This window comes from Cystobacter fuscus DSM 2262 (assembly GCF_000335475.2).
In the GTDB taxonomy this organism is placed as follows: domain Bacteria; phylum Myxococcota; class Myxococcia; order Myxococcales; family Myxococcaceae; genus Cystobacter; species Cystobacter fuscus.
On the sequence record NZ_ANAH02000066.1, the window covers coordinates 141082 to 156487 of the forward strand.

Here is a 15406-nt window from a genome sequence, read left to right on the forward strand (position 1 = left end):
CGGGTGGCGTGCCTACTTGCGCAGCACGAAGTCGCCCGTCTTCTCGACCTTGTACACGCGGTACAGCTCACCGAGCCGGTCCCCCTTCGCGTTGAAGGAGATCTTCCCCGTGAGGCCCGGGAAGTCCTTGAGGCGGGTGGTGAGGTACTCGCGCAGCTTGTCCGCGTCCGTCGACTTCGTCTCCGCGATGGCCTTCGTCACCACGCGGAAGCCGTCACCCGCCAGCACGCCGTAGATGGAGCCCGGCGTCTCGTTGTACTTCTTCGTGTAGCTCGTCAGGTAGGCCTTGGCCTCGGGCGTGTCGAGATCCTTGGGCACCGGGGGCGAGAGGAACTGGAAACCCTCCGCCGCGTCCTTGCCGGCGATCTTCACGAGGTCCGGGTTGTTGATGGCGTCCCCGCCGAGCAAGGGCACGTTCCACCCCATCCGCTTCTTCTGCTTCAGCAGCAGGCCCGCCTCCGGGTAGTAGCCGGTGAAGAAGACCACGTCCGGACCGGCCGCCTTGAGCTGGGTGAGAATGGTGGAGTAGTCCTGCTCCTTGGGCGTGAGGGCGTCGAAGAAGACGACGTTGATCTTCTTCGCCTTGAGGATCCCCCGGATCTCATCGGCCAGGCCCTTGGAATACGCCGAGTTGTCGTGCAGCAGCGCCACCTTGGCCGCCTTCATCGTCTCGAGCGTCGCCGCGGCCACCCGGCCCTGCTCGTCATCGCGCGGGCAGGTGCGGAAGAAGTACTTGAGGCCCTTCTCGGTGAGCCGGACGCTCGTGGAGCCGTTGGCCACCTGGATGATGCTCGCCTCGTCGAAGATGTTCTGGGTCGCCTCGGTCACCGCCGAGCCGTAGGTGCCGACCACCGCCACCACTCCCTGGGTGCTCAGGCGCTGCGCCGCGAGCGAAGCGGTGCGCGGATCTCCGCCGTCATCCCCGATGATGACCTCGACCTGCTTGCCCAGCAGCCCGCCCTTGGCGTTCAGCTCGGAGGCGAGCAGCTCGACGTTCTTCTTCATCTCCTGGCCTTCGCTCGCCCAGGAACCGGTCATGGGCGCCAGGAGGCCGATCTTGATCGTATCCGCCGCACGGGCTGAGCCGAAGCTCAGGAGGCACAGTGCCAGGGCGAGACCCATCGCTCTCTTCATGAGGTTCTCCTCGGGGGTTCAGGAAACGGTCATTTCCATATCAGCGCGCGGCGGTGGGCAAGAGCAGATTCTCGCCAGGACTCAGTCGGCACGCGGGGCGGGGCGGGCCTCCGGCCCCGTCGTACCCGATGCGGCGAACACCGTCTCCAGGAAGGCGCCGAGTACGGGGTTGTCGTTGGTGCGGTTCCACGCGAGGAAGAGCTCGACGGGCTTCGCCGACTCCATCTCCACGGCCTTGAAGACGACCCCTTCGAAGTTGAGGGCCGCCGCGGCCTCCGGCACGAGCGCCAGGCCCATTTCCGCGCGCACCAGCGCCAGGATGGAATGGATCTGACTCATGTTCTGCACGTACCGGGGTGCCACGCCCGCCCTGCCGAACACCGACAGCACGAGGTTGTGGAGGTACTGCGCCTCGTACGGCGAGTACATGATGAAGGGCTGGCGCTCGAAGTCCCCCAGGGTCACGAACGGCTGCTCGGCGAGCCGATGGGGGCGCGGGATCGCGGCGATGAGGGGCTCGCGCAGCACGCAGCGCGACGCGAAGTCCGGGTGCTCCACCGGCACGCGCACCAGGCCGACGTCGAGCTGCTTGGACATCAGGGCATCCACCTGCGCGCTCGTCACCAACTCCTTGAGGATCAGGTCCACGCCGGGCAGGCGCGAGCGCATGGCGGAGATGAGGCCCGGCAGGTAGTTGTAGCCCGAGGCCGCGGTGAAGCCCAGGGTGAGGGTGCCCGCGTCCCCACTCGCCACACGCCGCGCGCTGAACGCGGCGCTCTCGGCCAGGCTCAGCAGCCGGCGTGCTTCCGGAAGGAAGGCGCGGCCCGCGGGCGTCAGCTTGACGGTGCGGCTCGTGCGCTCGAAGAGCTGCGTCCGCAGGTTGTGCTCCAGCAACTGCACCTGCCGGCTCAGCGGCGGCTGGGTCATGCTCAGCCGTGTGGCCGCGCGCCCGAAGTGCAGCTCCTCGGCGACGGCCACGAAGCAACGGAGTTGGCTGAACTCGAACATTGATGCATCCCCAGCATGGATGGAGCCCGTGCGAAGTCTATCTGGCATTCATCCGGCCGCGCGCCGAGCCGCCGGGTGACGCGTGGGATTGAACGATGACGCACCGCGCCTTCACGACGCGTGTGCTCCTCGCGAGCGGGCAGGGGCGTGAAGCACCGCCAGTGCCTCGCTCGAGCGTCATGGCGCGGAGCGTCGCATCCATCCACTTCGTGCATGGGTACATGCCCTCTTTGGTCTGGAGCGGCATGGAGCCGACACGTACCTTGATTCGCGTGGGACGGACCGCGAACCGAGGCCGACCCGAGGAGATAAAGGCCCATGACGCAGATGACTCCGGTGGAGATGGCAAAGCAGCTGGGTAAGGGGCTGCTGTCCTTCCCCGTCACGCACTTCGACGCGACGCTCGCCTTCGACGAGCGTGCCTATCGCACCAACCTGGCCTCGTTGAGCGAGTACGCCGTGGCGGGCCTGTTCGCGGCCGGCGGGACGGGAGAGTTCTTCTCCCTCACGGCGGACGAGGTGAACCGGGTCGTCAAGGCGGCGGTGGAGGAGACACGTGGCCGGGTCCCGGTGATCGCTCCGACCGGCTATGGCACCGCGATGGCGAAGGACCTCGCCCGCGCCGCCGAGACCGCGGGCGCGGACGGCCTGCTGCTGCTGCCTCCCTACCTCACCGAGTGCGACCGGGACGGCATCGCCGCGCACGTCGAGGCGGTGTGCGCCTCCACGAAGCTGGGCGTCATCTTCTACAGCCGCGCCAACGCCGTGCTGGATGACGTCACGCTCGCGCGCCTGTGCGAGCGCTGCCCCAACCTGGTCGGCTTCAAGGACGGGGTGGGTGACATCGAGGTGATGACGCGCATCCACCAGCGCATCGGCGACCGCCTCATGTACATCGGCGGACTGCCGACGGCGGAGACCTTCGCCCTGCCGTACCTGGAGATGGGCGTCACCACCTACTCCTCGGCGATCTTCAACTTCCTGCCGCGGTTCGCGCTCAGCTTCTACGATGCCGTCCGCGCGAGGGATCTCGCGACCGTGTCGGCGGGCTTGCGTGACTTCGTGCTCCCGTACATCGGAATTCGCAACCGCAAGAAGGGTTACGCGGTCTCCATCGTGAAGGCGGGCATGCGCGCCATGGGCCGTCCCGCCGGACCCGTGCGTCCTCCGCTGATGGACCTCACCGAGAGCGAGTTCGGTGAGCTCAAGACCCTCCTGGCCGGGCGTTCCTGAAACGAGGCTTCATCCATGGCGACCCATTCCGAGGCTCTCACGGGAGAGATGTTCATTGGCGCGGCGCGAGTGCGCGGCACGGCGGGGACGTTCCGCGGACACGACCCGGCGCGTGGCGCATGGCTCGAGCCGGCCTACGGCGGCGGCACTCCGGCCGAGGTGGAGCGGGCCTGTCAGCTCGCGTGGGAGGCGTTCGACGCGTTCCGCGACACCGACCTCGAGACGCGCGCCCGCCTGCTCGAGACGGCGGCCCAGCGCATTCTCGACCTGGGCGACGCGCTGATCGAGCGAGCCTGCGCGGAGTCGGGACTGCCGCGCGGGCGCATCGAGGGTGAGCGGGGTCGCACGGTCGGCCAGCTGCGGCTCTTCGCGGGGGTCGTGCGCGGAGGCGAGTGGCTCGAGGCGCGGATCGATCCCGCCCTGCCGCAGCGCCAACCCGCGCCCCGTGCCGACCTGCGCCAGCGTCACATCGCCGTGGGGCCGGTGGCGGTGTTCGGCGCGAGCAACTTCCCGCTGGCCTTCTCGGTGGCGGGGGGTGACACCGCGTCCGCGCTCGCGGCGGGCTGTCCCGTCGTGGTGAAGGGGCACAACGCCCACCCGGGCACCTCGGAGCTCGTCGGGCGCGCGCTGCGCCAGGCGGTGGCCGACTGTGGCCTCCCCGAGGGCGTCTTCTCGCTCCTCTTCGGCACGGGCAACGAGGTGGGCACCGCGCTCGTGGCGGACCCGCGCATCAAATCGGTGGGCTTCACCGGCTCGCGACGCGGGGGCATGGCGCTGATGAAGGTCGCCGCCGCTCGCGCCGAGCCCATCCCCGTCTTCGCCGAGATGAGCAGCATCAACCCGGTGTACCTGTTGCCATCCGCCCTGGCGGCGCGCGGAGCGGACATCGGGCGGAAGTTCGTGGCCTCACTCACGTTGGGCGCGGGGCAGTTCTGCACCAACCCGGGTCTGGTGATCGCGGCCGAGGGCCCTGGCCTCGACGCCTTCCTCGAGGCCTCCGCCGCCGCGCTGAGTGACAGTCCATGTGCGACGATGCTCACGCCCGGCATCCACGCGGCGTACGACGAGGGCGTGGAGCGCCTGACGGCTCATCCCCGGGTGAAGGGGATCGCGCGCGGAGTGGCCACGAACGGACCGAACCAGGCCCGCGCCGCCCTCTTCACGACCGATGCGGGCAGCTTGCTGAACGATCCCGTGCTGCAGGAGGAGGTGTTCGGTTCCTCCTCGCTGGTGGTGCGCTGCGAGAGCGTGGAGGCGATGCGCGCCGCGACCGAGCGCCTGGAGGGGCAGCTCACCGCGACGCTCCAGATGGACGAGGCCGACATTCCCGTGGCGCGCCAGCTCCTGCCCGTCCTCGAGCGCAAGGCGGGGCGCATCCTCGTCAACGGCTTCCCCACGGGCGTCGAGGTGTGCCACGCCATGGTGCACGGGGGCCCCTTCCCGGCCACGTCCGACCCGCGTGCCACCTCGGTCGGCTCGCTCGCCATCCGGCGCTTCCTGCGTCCCGTCTGCTACCAGGACCTGCCGCAGGCCCTGCTGCCCGAGGCGCTGCGCGATGGCAACCCGCTCGAGCTGTGGCGGCGGGTGGACGGGCAGCTCGTTCCGCCCTCCGAGCCGCGCCGCTGACCCGTCTGTCCCGACGCCTGGGCGTCATCCGCACCCCGTAGCGAGGAGGGTTTCGCATGGAAGAGGTATCCGCCGTGGACACCGCGGGAGAACGGACGCGCACCCGTGTGCGCTACTTCGTTCTGTTCATGGTGTTCATCGTCACCACGCTGAACTTCGCGGATCGCGCGACCCTCTCCATCACCAGCTCGACGATGCAGAAGGAGCTGGGGTTGGATCCGGTGCAGATGGGCTACCTGTTCTCCGCGTTCGCCTGGGCGTACGTGGCGGGACAGCTCCCGGGCGGCTGGCTGCTCGATCGCTTCGGCACCAAGCGCGTCTACGCGTGGAGCATCGCCCTCTGGTCGTTCTTCACGCTGCTGGCGGGGCTGGTGGGCGCGCTGCCCGCCGCCGCCGTGGTGGGTGCGTTCTTCCTCTGCCGGCTGATGGTCGGCCTCGCCGAGTCACCGGCGTTCCCGGGCAACAGCCGTCTCGTGGCGGCCTGGTTCCCCACCGCCGAGCGCGGCACGGCGTCCGCTATCTTCAACTCGGCGCAGTACTTCGCGGCCGTGCTCTTCACGCCCCTCATGGCGTACCTCACCCATGCCCACGGCTGGCGGAGCGTCTATTTCGTGATGGGTGGTCTGGGCCTCGCGCTGGCGGTGCTGTGGCTGTACGCCATTCACGAGCCCAGGTCCCACCCGCGCATCAGCCGCGCGGAGCTCGAGTACATCGAGCGCGGCGGTGGGCTCGTGAGTCTCGAACAGCAGGCGGCGGCCAAGGCGCCACTCCAGCGGGGGGCCATCAAACAGTTGCTCGCCAACCGCATGATGATGGGCATCTACGTGGCCCAGTACTGCATCAACACGCTGACCTATTTCTTCCTCACCTGGTTCCCGGTGTACCTGGTGCAGGAGCGCGGGATGTCCATCCTCAAGGCGGGCTTCGTCTCGTCGCTGCCGGCGGTGGCGGGGTTCATCGGTGGCGTGTTGGGTGGCGTGATCTCCGACGGACTGATTCGCCGCGGCCACTCGCTCACCTTCGCGCGCAAGACGCCCATCGTGCTCGGGATGCTGATGTCCACGAGCATGGTGGTGTGCAACTACGTGGACTCGCAGTGGCTGGTCGTCGCGATCATGTCCCTCGCCTTCTTCGGCAAGGGCGTGGGCGCGCTGGGCTGGGCGGTGATGTCGGACACCTCGCCCAAGCAGATCGCCGGCCTGAGCGGCGGCGTCTTCAACACCTTTGGCAACATGGCGGGCATCACCACGCCCATCATCATCGGTTATATCTTGAAGCAAAGCGGCTCCTTCGCCGCCGCGCTCGTGTTCGTGGGCGCCAACGCCTTGCTCGCCATCGTCTGTTACCTGCTGATCGTCGGTGAGATCCGGCGCCTGGAGTTGAAGCAGGCGTAGCGGCTCCCTGGTCGGGGAGCGAGCACCCAGGAGAGAGAGGACACGGGCCATGACGATGCAACTGATGGGGGGACGCCACGAGGCGCCCACGGTGACGAAGGTTCGTGTCGTCCCGGTGGCGGGGCACGACGGCATGCTCCTGAACCTGAGCGGGGCCCATGCTCCCTTCTTCACCCGCAACGTGGTGGTCCTCGAGGACAGCGCGGGCCACACGGGCGTGGGGGAGGTGCCCGGCGGCGAGGCCATCCGCCAGACGCTCGAGGAGGCCATTCCGCTCGTGCGCGGGCAGCGCCTGGGCAATTATCGCAACGTCCTCCACGCGGTGCGCCAGCGCTTCGCCCATCGCGACGACGGTGGGCGCGGGCTGCAGACCTTCGACCTGCGGGTGACGATCCACGCCGTGGCGGCACTCGAGTGCGCGCTGCTCGACCTGCTGGGCCAGTTCCTCGAGGTGCCCGTGGCGGCGCTGCTCGGCGATGGGCAACAGCGCGAGCGCGTCGACGTGCTCGGCTATCTCTTCTTCGTGGGCGACCGGAAGCGGACGGATCTTCCCTACCGCTCCGAGCCAGACGCGAAGGATGACTGGTTGCGGTTGCGCCACGAGGAGGCGCTGACGCCCGAGGCCGTGGTGCGGCTCGCCGAGGCCGCGTACGCGCGCTACGGCTTCCGGGACTTCAAGCTCAAGGGCGGCGTGCTGCGGGGCGAGGAGGAGATGGCGGCGGTGACGGCGCTCGCCAGGCGCTTTCCGGACGCGCGCATCACCCTGGACCCCAACGGCTGTTGGTCGCTGGAGGAGGCGGTGCGGCTGTGCCGCGGCCGCGGAGACGTGCTCGCCTATGCCGAGGATCCCTGCGGCCCGGAGCGGGGCTACTCGGGTCGCGAGGTCATGGCGGAGTTCCGCCGACAGACGCGCCTGCCGACGGCGACGAACATGATCGCCACCGACTGGCGCGAGATGGGGCACGCCATCCAGCTGGGCTCGGTGGACATCCCGTTGGCCGACCCGCACTTCTGGACGATGCAGGGGTCGGTGCGCGTCGCGCAGATGTGTAACGAGTGGGGGTTGACCTGGGGCTCGCACTCCAACAACCACTTCGACATCTCGCTGGCGATGTTCACCCACGTGGCCGCGGCGGCGCCCGGGCGCATCACCGCCATCGACACGCACTGGATCTGGCAGGACGGTCAGCGCCTGACGCGCGAGCCGCTGCGCATCTCCGGCGGGCAGTTGACGGTCCCGGATCGCCCCGGGCTGGGCGTGGAGCTGGATCCGGACCAGCTCGAGCAGGCCCACGCCCTCTACCGCGCCCAGGCGTTGGGGGCGCGCAACGACGCGGCCGCCATGCAGTACCTGGTGCCGGGGTGGAAGTTCGACCCCAAGCGCCCCTGCCTCATGCGCTGAGGCTGGAGTTCCAGACAGGAGAAGGCAGATGTCCGATCGTGCGGAGCCCCTGCAGACGCAACCCCTCACCATCCGCATGCACGCTGATGACAACGTCGCCATCGTCGCCAACGATGGCGGGTTGCCGGCGGGAGCGGTGCTGCCCAATGGGCTCGTGCTCAAGGACCGCGTGCCGCAGGGGCACAAGGTCGCGCTGGTGGATCTGCCCCGAGGCCAGCCGGTCCTGCGCTACGGGGTGCCGATCGGCTACGCCCTGGAGGACATCGCGTCCGGACGCTGGGTGAACGAGCGCCTGCTCGACATGCCGGGGGCGCGGGGGCTGGAGGACCTCCCCATCGCCACCGCGAAGGCCGCGCCCCTCCCGCCGCTGGAGGGCCACACGTTCGAGGGCTACCGCAACCCGGATGGCTCCGTGGGCACGCGCAACATCCTGGCGATCACCCAGACGGTTCAATGCGTGGCGGGCGTCACGGAGTTCGCCGTCCAGCGCATCAAGGCCGAGCTGCTGCCCCGCTTCCCGAACGTGGACGATGTCGTGGCCCTGGAGCATGGCTATGGCTGTGGCGTGGCCATCGACGTGCCCGATGCGATCGTGCCCATCCGCACCTTGCGCAACATCAGCCTCAACCCGAACTTCGGCGGCGAGGTGATGATGGTGAGCCTGGGTTGCGAGAAGCTTCAGCCCGAGCGCCTGATGCCACCCGGCTCGCTCCCGGTCGTCGGACAGGAGGGCGGGAAGCCGAGCGTGGTCTGCCTGCAGGACGACAGCCACACCGGCTTCATGTCGATGGTGGAGTCCATCATGCGGCAGGCCGAGACCCATCTGAAGCGCCTGAACGCGCGAAGACGCGAGACCGTGCCGGCCAGCGAACTGGTGGTGGGTGTGCAGTGCGGCGGTAGTGATGCGTTCTCGGGGGTGACGGCCAACCCGGCGGTCGGCTTCTGCACCGACCTGCTGGTGCGCGCTGGCGCCAGCGTGATGTTCTCGGAAGTGACCGAGGTGCGTGATGGCATCGCCCAACTGACCGCACGCGCCACCACCCCGGAGGTGGCACAGGCCATGATCCGGGAAATGGCGTGGTACGACGCCTACCTCAAGCGCGGCGGTGCCGACCGGAGCGCCAACACCACGCCGGGCAACAAGAAGGGCGGCCTGTCCAACATCGTCGAGAAGGCGATGGGCTCCATCGTCAAGTCCGGCTCGGCGCCGATCTCCGGCGTGCTGTCGCCCGGAGAGAAGCTCAAGACGAGAGGCCTCACGTACGCGGCCACTCCCGCGAGCGATTTCATCTGCGGCACGCTGCAACTGGCCGCGGGCATGAACCTGCATGTCTTCACCACCGGTCGTGGCACGCCCTACGGCCTGGCCGCGGTCCCGGTGATCAAGGTCGCCACGCGCAGCGATCTGGCGCGGCGCTGGCATGACTTGATGGACGTGAACGCCGGGACCATCGCGGATGGCTCCGCCAGCATCGAGGAGGTGGGATGGGAACTCTTCCGCTTCATGCTGGACGTGGCCAGCGGCCGCAAGAAGACGTGGGCGGAGCAGTGGAAGCTGCACAACGCCCTGGTGCTGTTCAATCCCGCTCCCGTGACGTGAGGTCCGTGGCTGGGGTGTCCAGGAACTCCACGAGGCCCCGGGTGCCGTCCACGCGGATGCGCTGACCCGTGTGGATGCGCCGCGTGGCGCCCGCCACGCTGACGACCGCCGGAATGCCGTACTCGCGCGCCACCACCGAGCCGTGCGTCATGAGCCCGCCCACCTCGGTCACCAGTCCGGACGCGTGCACGAACAGCGGCGTCCAGCCCGGATCGGTATGCGGCGCCACGAGGATCTCTCCCGCGTGAAGCACCTCGCGCGCCGGGTCGAGCACCACGCGCGCACGCCCCTCCACCACGCCCGCCGACGCCGCCGTCCCGGACAGGGCTCCCGGTGGCAGATCCTCCCGGACCGCCAGCACGGGGATCTCTCCCTCACTCGACATCACGAAGGGAGGCGCGCGTTTCGCGTCGCGCCTGAGCGTGGCCCGCCGCTCCTCGGCGAGGGGCCGCAGATCCGGCGCCCGCTCGGCCTCGAGCGCCGCGATCAGTTCCTCGAAACGGAACAGGAACACCTCGTCCGCCGTCGCGAGTGTTCCGCGCTGGACCAGGAGGGTCCCGGCCTCGAGCACCGCGTCGCGCACGAGTTCCAGCACGCGGACGATCAGGAACTTGGGGTGTTCCCGCAGTCCCATGCCCGCGCGGGCCAGGCGCACCCACCGGCGAGCCAGCCGGGCACGCAGTCCTCCGGTCAGACCGCGTCGGGAAGCGGCGATGAGGCGCTCGCCCGCGGCTTCGGCCCTGGCGGCAAGCGCCGCGTGGTGGGCCCGGTGCTCGCCCGCGGATCGGTTCGCCCCCGCCGGCCCGGCTCCTCCCACGATGGTCGCGAGCAGGAGCGAGGGTTCATCCTCGTAACGAGGCCGCGACAGGTCCACCTCTCCGGGCCCCCGCATGCCATAGCGCTCGAGGAAGGCTCGCCATGCCGCGAGGAAGGCCGGCCCGCCCTCGAGTTCCCGCGCCGCGGCCAGGGCCTCGGGGGCGGGACGGTCGCGAAGCACCGCGGTCAGGGCCGGATGGGGGCGGACGAGATCCGTCAGATCTCCCACGGCCAGGTCCATCTCGGTGGTGACGTTGCCGGGCAGGCCCCGCTCCAGCGCGGAGAGATCCTCCTGGGTCCCGCCGAGCAGTCCCCGCTGGATTGCCTGGCCCAGCAGCCCCTTGGCCACCACGCCCGCGAGTATGTTCGGGGGCAGGGCGAGGACGCGGCTCATGAGCTCCGAGAGCACACGTCGCGCCTCGCGCAACCGTGCCCCGCCCGGGGCCGCCGCCGTGAGCCGGGCCCTCATCTCGGCGAGCAGCGACTCGCTGAACGTCTCCACCCGGGAGAGGAGTGAGGCGGGATCCGCGACGAGCAACCGGTGCAGCATCCGGGCGAGCAGGGGAAGGGCAATGCGGCCAACGCCCCTCATCGTGGCCCGGCCGCTGCTCGCGCCGCGCTGGAAGGCCGGCTGGCTGGCCAACGCTTCCATGCCCCGGCCCAGGTCCTCGTAGACGTGACGGGCGATTCCCAGAACCCGCCGTCGCAGGAAGGGATGGCGCAGCATGGGCGTCGCGTCCACGAAGATCCGGCTGCCCGCGAGGGCGAGGCTCCGTGTCTCGTGGGGCGCGTCCTCCGTGCCCGACGACGTCCTGCCGAACGGAACCGTCAACCGCCACACCTGGAGCGCGAGCGGTGGCATGGGGTCCGTCATCATCTGGAAGTGGCCGAAGCTGAGGTAGATGTGAAGGCCATCCTCCTGAGTGGGCGTGGGCAGTGGGTACAGACTCGTGATGGGGCGGGCCTGCACCACGTAGATGCGCCCGGACTCGATGCACCACTCGATGTCCTGTGGCTCGCCGTAGTGCGCTTCGATGCGCGCGCCCAGCGCGGCCAGCTCCCGCGCGGTCGCGTCATCCAGGGCCCGGGCGCGGCGGGTGGCTTCCGGCAGGGGTTCCTCCCAGGTTCCGCCCTCGGGCCTGGGGCGGATGGCCAGGGCCTTGTCTCCCACCTGGACGCTCAGGAACTCTCCCGTCGCCTTGTCCACCTTGTACAGGTCGGCGTTGATGAGCCCGCTGACCAGCGCCTCGCCCAGTCCGAAGCCCGCGTCGATGGACACGGTGCCCCGCCGCCCGGTGAGGGGATCCGCGGTGAAGAGGATGCCGGACACCTCGGGCATCACCATGCGTTGCACCACCACGCTCAGCTTCACCCCGCGATGGCCAAAGCCATTCCGAGCCCGGTAGAGCACCGCGCGATCCGTGAACAGCGACACCCAGCAGCGCCGGACCGCGTCGATCAGGGCCTCGGCCCCGCGGATATTGAGGAAGGTGTCCTGCTGGCCCGCGAAGCTGGCGTCCGGCAGATCCTCCGCCGTGGCGCTGGAGCGCACCGCCCACGCGGCCTCCGTCCCCAGGGTCCGCCAGGCGGCGAGCACGGCGTCGGCCACGGCCGGGGGAAGGGGTGCCTGGCCGAGCGCCGCGCGGGTGGCCTCGGCGACGCGACGCGCCGCTTCCACCTCCCGTCCATCCAATGACTCCAGCGCCGCGTACAGCGCCTGGGTCTCCCCGACGCCGGCGAGGAACGCATCGAAGGCGGCCGTGGTGACACAGAAGCCGGGAGGCACGGGGAACCCGGCGCGGGCCAGCTCGCCCAGGTTGGCCCCCTTGCCGCCCACGTGGGGCAGGTCCACCGCGGAGATGCGCTCGAACGGGAGGATGAAGGGGTCCGGCTCCATGGCGCGGACGATGGACGGAGTGGGGAAGGGGTCCACGCTCATGAGGTTCTCCGGTTCGTCGAGGGTCAGCCCATCCACTCCGGGTGCTTCGTGGTGCCGTCGAAGTGGGTGCTGACTTTGTACTTCTCGAAGGCGCCGGCCTGGGCGGCTTTCTCGGTACGCGCCAGCAGCGCCTGGATCTCCTTCTCCGTGTAGGGCTTGAAGCCCCGCGCCACCTTGAGCGCCTGCTCCACGCGCGCCATCGAGTCCATGCCCGTGATGACCACGCTCACCGGCAAGGACAGGCTGTAGCGCAGACACTCCGGCGCGCTCACCGTCTTGCTCTCCAGGATGAAGGTGCCACCCAGCGACTTCATCCCGAGCACGCCGATCTCCTCCTTCACGAGCACGGGCAGCACGCGCTTCTCGAAGCTGTCGAAGTGTGCGTCCATCACGTTGAGCGGCAGCTGCACGGCGTCGAAGCGGAAGCCGTGCTTGCTCGCCGCCTCGAGCATGCTCAGGTGCATGGCGGGTGACTTGTGCCCGGTGAAGCCCAGGAAGCGCGCCTTGCCCACCTTGCGGGCCTCCTCCATGGCCTCGAGGGCGCCTCCGGCCGCGAACGTGCGCTGGGGATCATCCTGGTGGATGACCTCGTGCAGTTGCAGCAGATCCAGGTGGTCCGTCCGCAGGCGCTTGAGCGACTCGTCGATCTGCGCCGCGGCCGTCTTCTTGTCCCGGCCGTCGATCTTCGTCATCAGGAAGGCCTTGTTCCGATAGCCATCCTGGAGCGCCTTGCCCATGCGCACTTCGCTCTGCCCGCCGTGGTAGTCCCAGCAGTTGTCCAGGAAGTTGATCCCCGCGTCGAGCGCGCTCCGGATGATGCGAATGCTCTCGGCTTCCTCCTTCTGCCCGCCGATGTGCGCGCCCCCGAGGCCAATGCACGACACCTGCTCGCCCGTGCGGCCGAGCTTGCGGCGGGGCACGTCGCGCGACGCCGGGGCCTTGTTCGCGGCCAGGGCCTCCGAGGACAACATCAGCGCGAGCGTGGCCTCCAGGAATTCTCTGCGGTTCATGGCGAAGTCCTCATCGGGTACGGGCGCGGGCGCGCGTGGGGATCCTCGACATTGCGCGCCGGGCGCGGCCCTCACAATCCGCAGGTGTCCACCCCTGGTGCCCGCACACGGGCCGCGTTGGCGGACATACTCGCCCCGCGGAAAAACCATTCGCTGGCGGACATTGGCTCGGGCGCGGGGCCGGCCCGGGAGCGTTCCAGATTCGCAACGCAGTGATGCGTCCTGGACACCTAGCGCGGGGGGCGCGACCCCTGCATTGGATCTCCCAGTCGGACACGACGCACCGGAGGCAGGCACATGAGTGACGAGAGCGAGGATGGAGTGACGCGGCGCACGGCGCTGGTGGGAGGGCTGGCCGGAGCGGCGGGGCTCGCCACGCTGGCGGGCTCGGCCGAACGGCGGGCGGGCTCCCCGGGCGAGCGCATGCCCGTCGTCTTCATTCCGCACGGCGGGGGTCCGTGGCCATTCGTCGAGCTGGGCTTCAACGACAAGCCGGGGTTCGCCGCCCTGGCGGACTACCTGCGGTCGCTGCGGAGCGTGCCAAAGACGGCGCCCCGGGCGCTGCTGGTCATCTCCGCGCACTGGGAGGAGGCGGTGCCCACGGTGATGACCAGCGCCCGTCCTCCCATGCTCTACGACTACTACGGCTTTCCGCCCGCCTCGTATGAGATCACCTGGCCCGCGCCCGGCCACCCCCAGCTCGCCGAGCGCGTGAGGGAGCTGCTCGGGGCGGCGGGCTTCCCGACGGCCACCGACTCCCAACGGGGCTATGACCACGGCACCTTCGTCCCGCTCAAGCTGACCTACCCGGACGCGGACATGCCCACGGTCCAGTTGTCGCTCAAGCACGGGCTGGATCCCGCGGAGCACCTGGCCATGGGGCGCGCGCTCGCACCGCTGCGCGACGAGGGCGTGTTCATCATCGGCAGCGGCATGTCGTACCACAACCTGCGCGCGGGCTTCGGTCCGCGCACCCAGCCCATCGCCGAGGCCTTCGACGCGTGGCTGCGCGAGACGGCCACCCTGGAGCCCAAGGAGCGGGATGCCCGGCTGGCTCGCTGGGAGCAGGCCCCCGCCAGCCGCCAGTCCCACCCCCGCGAGGAGCACCTGTTGCCCTTGATGGTCATCGCCGGGGCGGCGGGCGCGGATCACGGCACCGTCGCCTACAACGGGACCTTCATGGGCACGCGGCTGTCGGCGATCCACTTCGCCTGAGTCAGTCGCCGCTGGCGATCAGCGGATTGGCCTCGATGAAGGCGATGAGGAAGTCGCGGAAGGCGGCGACCTTGCGCGGCACGTGCTCGGTGGGGGGGTGGACGAAGAAGAGGCTCCCCGCCTTGAGGGCCCATGTGGGGAGCACCCGGACGAGCAATCCGGCCGTCACGTCCTGCCGCGCCAGGAAGGTGGGAATCAGTCCGAGCCCCAGGCCCTCGCGGATCGCCCGGTGCACGAACAGCAGATCATCGGTGACGACGCGTGGACTCGGGGGAGACACGAGCGGCGAGGGCAACCGCTTCCACTGGGTGAAGGCCACCCAGTCGTGCGAGGCCACGTCCGTGAAGGAGCGGGGGACGCCTCGCCGCGCGAGGTAGGTGGGCGCCGCGTAGATGGCGCTCTCCAGGCCACTGAGCCTCCGGGCCACGAGCGTCGAGTCGGTGAGCTTCATGGAGACGCGCAGGGCCGCGTCGAAGCCCTCGCCCACGAGGTCCACGGTGCGGTTGGTGGGCCGGATGTCGAGCTGGATGCCCGGGTAGCGCGCGGAGAACTCCGCGGCCAGTTGGGCGAGGAAGGTGAGCCCCATGTCCATGGGCGAGGTGATGCGCAGCTCTCCGGACGGCTCCGCTTCCTGCTCGGGCAGTCCCCCGGTGATGTCGCGCAGGGTGGCGACGACGGGGCGCACCTTCTCGTAGAACGCGGTGCCCGCCGTGGTCAGCGCCACCTTGCGCGTGCTGCGGTGGAAGAGCTGCACGCCGAGCGACGCCTCGAGCGCCGCGACCCCCCGGCTCACCGAGGACTTCGGAATCCCCAGCTTCCGGGCCGCCGCGGACATGCTCCACGTCTCGGCGACCGCCACGAACAGCGGCAGGAGGTTCAGGTCGGGCGTTCCCATGACGTCACGCGGTTATGACAGCTCCCCAGGGGCGTCAATGTTCCATGGGTGCCTGGGGTCGCCTGACGCAGCTCACCCTCGACATGCGTCACGAGGCGCTCATCGCGCGGAAGATCGCGTAGAGCACCGCGGAC

The 15406-nt window shown here is 69.7% G+C and carries 11 protein-coding genes; 6 read left to right on the forward strand and 5 right to left on the reverse strand.

What is annotated here, in order from left to right; translation table 11 throughout:
- Positions 1-12: 12 nt before the first annotated feature.
- Positions 13-1134, reverse strand: coding sequence for a branched-chain amino acid ABC transporter substrate-binding protein (locus D187_RS41140; protein ID WP_002622230.1), 1122 nt, complete (start codon positions 1132-1134; stop codon positions 13-15).
- 81 nt (positions 1135-1215) lie between these two features.
- Positions 1216-2142 carry a LysR family transcriptional regulator gene (locus tag D187_RS41145; protein ID WP_002622231.1) on the reverse strand — a complete coding sequence of 309 codons (927 nt, stop codon included), beginning with the start codon at positions 2140-2142 and terminating at the stop codon, positions 1216-1218.
- A gap of 318 nt (positions 2143-2460) precedes the next feature.
- Here D187_RS41145 and kdgD point away from each other — a divergent pair, with 318 nt between their 5' ends.
- Genes kdgD through garD form a run of 5 tightly spaced genes read left to right on the forward strand, consistent with a single transcriptional unit; the run spans position 2461 to position 9397 of the window.
- Positions 2461-3375 carry a 5-dehydro-4-deoxyglucarate dehydratase gene (gene kdgD / locus D187_RS41150; protein WP_002622232.1) on the forward strand — a complete coding sequence of 305 codons (915 nt, stop codon included), beginning with the start codon at positions 2461-2463 and terminating at the stop codon, positions 3373-3375.
- A 15-nt stretch (positions 3376-3390) separates the two neighbouring features.
- On the forward strand, positions 3391-5001 hold the full coding sequence (locus D187_RS41155) for an aldehyde dehydrogenase (NADP(+)) (protein ID WP_002622233.1): 1611 nt from the start codon (positions 3391-3393) through the stop codon (positions 4999-5001).
- A 56-nt stretch (positions 5002-5057) separates the two neighbouring features.
- Positions 5058-6395: an MFS transporter gene (locus tag D187_RS41160; protein ID WP_002622234.1), complete on the forward strand. Its 1338-nt coding sequence runs from the start codon at positions 5058-5060 to the stop codon at positions 6393-6395.
- A 49-nt stretch (positions 6396-6444) separates the two neighbouring features.
- Entirely contained in the window at positions 6445-7797 is a 1353-nt protein-coding gene (gudD, locus tag D187_RS41165) for a glucarate dehydratase (RefSeq protein ID WP_002622235.1), read from the forward strand.
- 28 nt (positions 7798-7825) lie between these two features.
- A complete protein-coding gene (gene garD / locus D187_RS41170; RefSeq protein ID WP_002622236.1) occupies positions 7826-9397 on the forward strand; it encodes a galactarate dehydratase in 1572 nt (523 codons plus the stop codon).
- On the opposite strand, the gene D187_RS41175 is transcribed toward garD, so the two are convergent.
- Both D187_RS41175 and D187_RS41180 read right to left on the reverse strand, forming a co-directional pair.
- Positions 9375-12152 carry a phosphoenolpyruvate synthase gene (locus D187_RS41175; RefSeq protein WP_155893958.1) on the reverse strand — a complete coding sequence of 926 codons (2778 nt, stop codon included), beginning with the start codon at positions 12150-12152 and terminating at the stop codon, positions 9375-9377. The genes garD and D187_RS41175 overlap by 23 nt on opposite strands.
- A 23-nt stretch (positions 12153-12175) precedes the next feature.
- Entirely contained in the window at positions 12176-13162 is a 987-nt protein-coding gene (locus D187_RS41180; protein ID WP_002622238.1) for an aldo/keto reductase, read from the reverse strand.
- A 297-nt stretch (positions 13163-13459) separates the two neighbouring features.
- Here D187_RS41180 and D187_RS41185 point away from each other — a divergent pair, with 297 nt between their 5' ends.
- Entirely contained in the window at positions 13460-14377 is a 918-nt protein-coding gene (locus D187_RS41185; protein WP_002622239.1) for a DODA-type extradiol aromatic ring-opening family dioxygenase, read from the forward strand.
- A gap of 1 nt (position 14378) precedes the next feature.
- Here the strand turns inward: D187_RS41185 and D187_RS41190 are convergent, their stop codons facing one another.
- Positions 14379-15272 (reverse strand): LysR family transcriptional regulator, encoded by an 894-nt coding sequence (locus D187_RS41190; protein WP_002622240.1) that lies wholly within the window; start codon positions 15270-15272, stop codon positions 14379-14381.
- Positions 15273-15406: the final 134 nt, after the last annotated feature.

Coding starts and splice junctions, on each gene's coding strand:
- D187_RS41140 (WP_002622230.1), bottom strand. CDS start 1,134: ATGAAGAGAGCGATGGGTCTCGCCCTGGCACTGTGCCTCCTGAGCTTC.
- D187_RS41145 (WP_002622231.1), bottom strand. CDS start 2,142: ATGTTCGAGTTCAGCCAACTCCGTTGCTTCGTGGCCGTCGCCGAGGAG.
- kdgD (WP_002622232.1), top strand. CDS start 2,461: ATGACGCAGATGACTCCGGTGGAGATGGCAAAGCAGCTGGGTAAGGGG.
- D187_RS41155 (WP_002622233.1), top strand. CDS start 3,391: ATGGCGACCCATTCCGAGGCTCTCACGGGAGAGATGTTCATTGGCGCG.
- D187_RS41160 (WP_002622234.1), top strand. CDS start 5,058: ATGGAAGAGGTATCCGCCGTGGACACCGCGGGAGAACGGACGCGCACC.
- gudD (WP_002622235.1), top strand. CDS start 6,445: ATGACGATGCAACTGATGGGGGGACGCCACGAGGCGCCCACGGTGACG.
- garD (WP_002622236.1), top strand. CDS start 7,826: ATGTCCGATCGTGCGGAGCCCCTGCAGACGCAACCCCTCACCATCCGC.
- D187_RS41175 (WP_155893958.1), bottom strand. CDS start 12,152: ATGAGCGTGGACCCCTTCCCCACTCCGTCCATCGTCCGCGCCATGGAG.
- D187_RS41180 (WP_002622238.1), bottom strand. CDS start 13,162: ATGAACCGCAGAGAATTCCTGGAGGCCACGCTCGCGCTGATGTTGTCC.
- D187_RS41185 (WP_002622239.1), top strand. CDS start 13,460: ATGAGTGACGAGAGCGAGGATGGAGTGACGCGGCGCACGGCGCTGGTG.
- D187_RS41190 (WP_002622240.1), bottom strand. CDS start 15,272: ATGGGAACGCCCGACCTGAACCTCCTGCCGCTGTTCGTGGCGGTCGCC.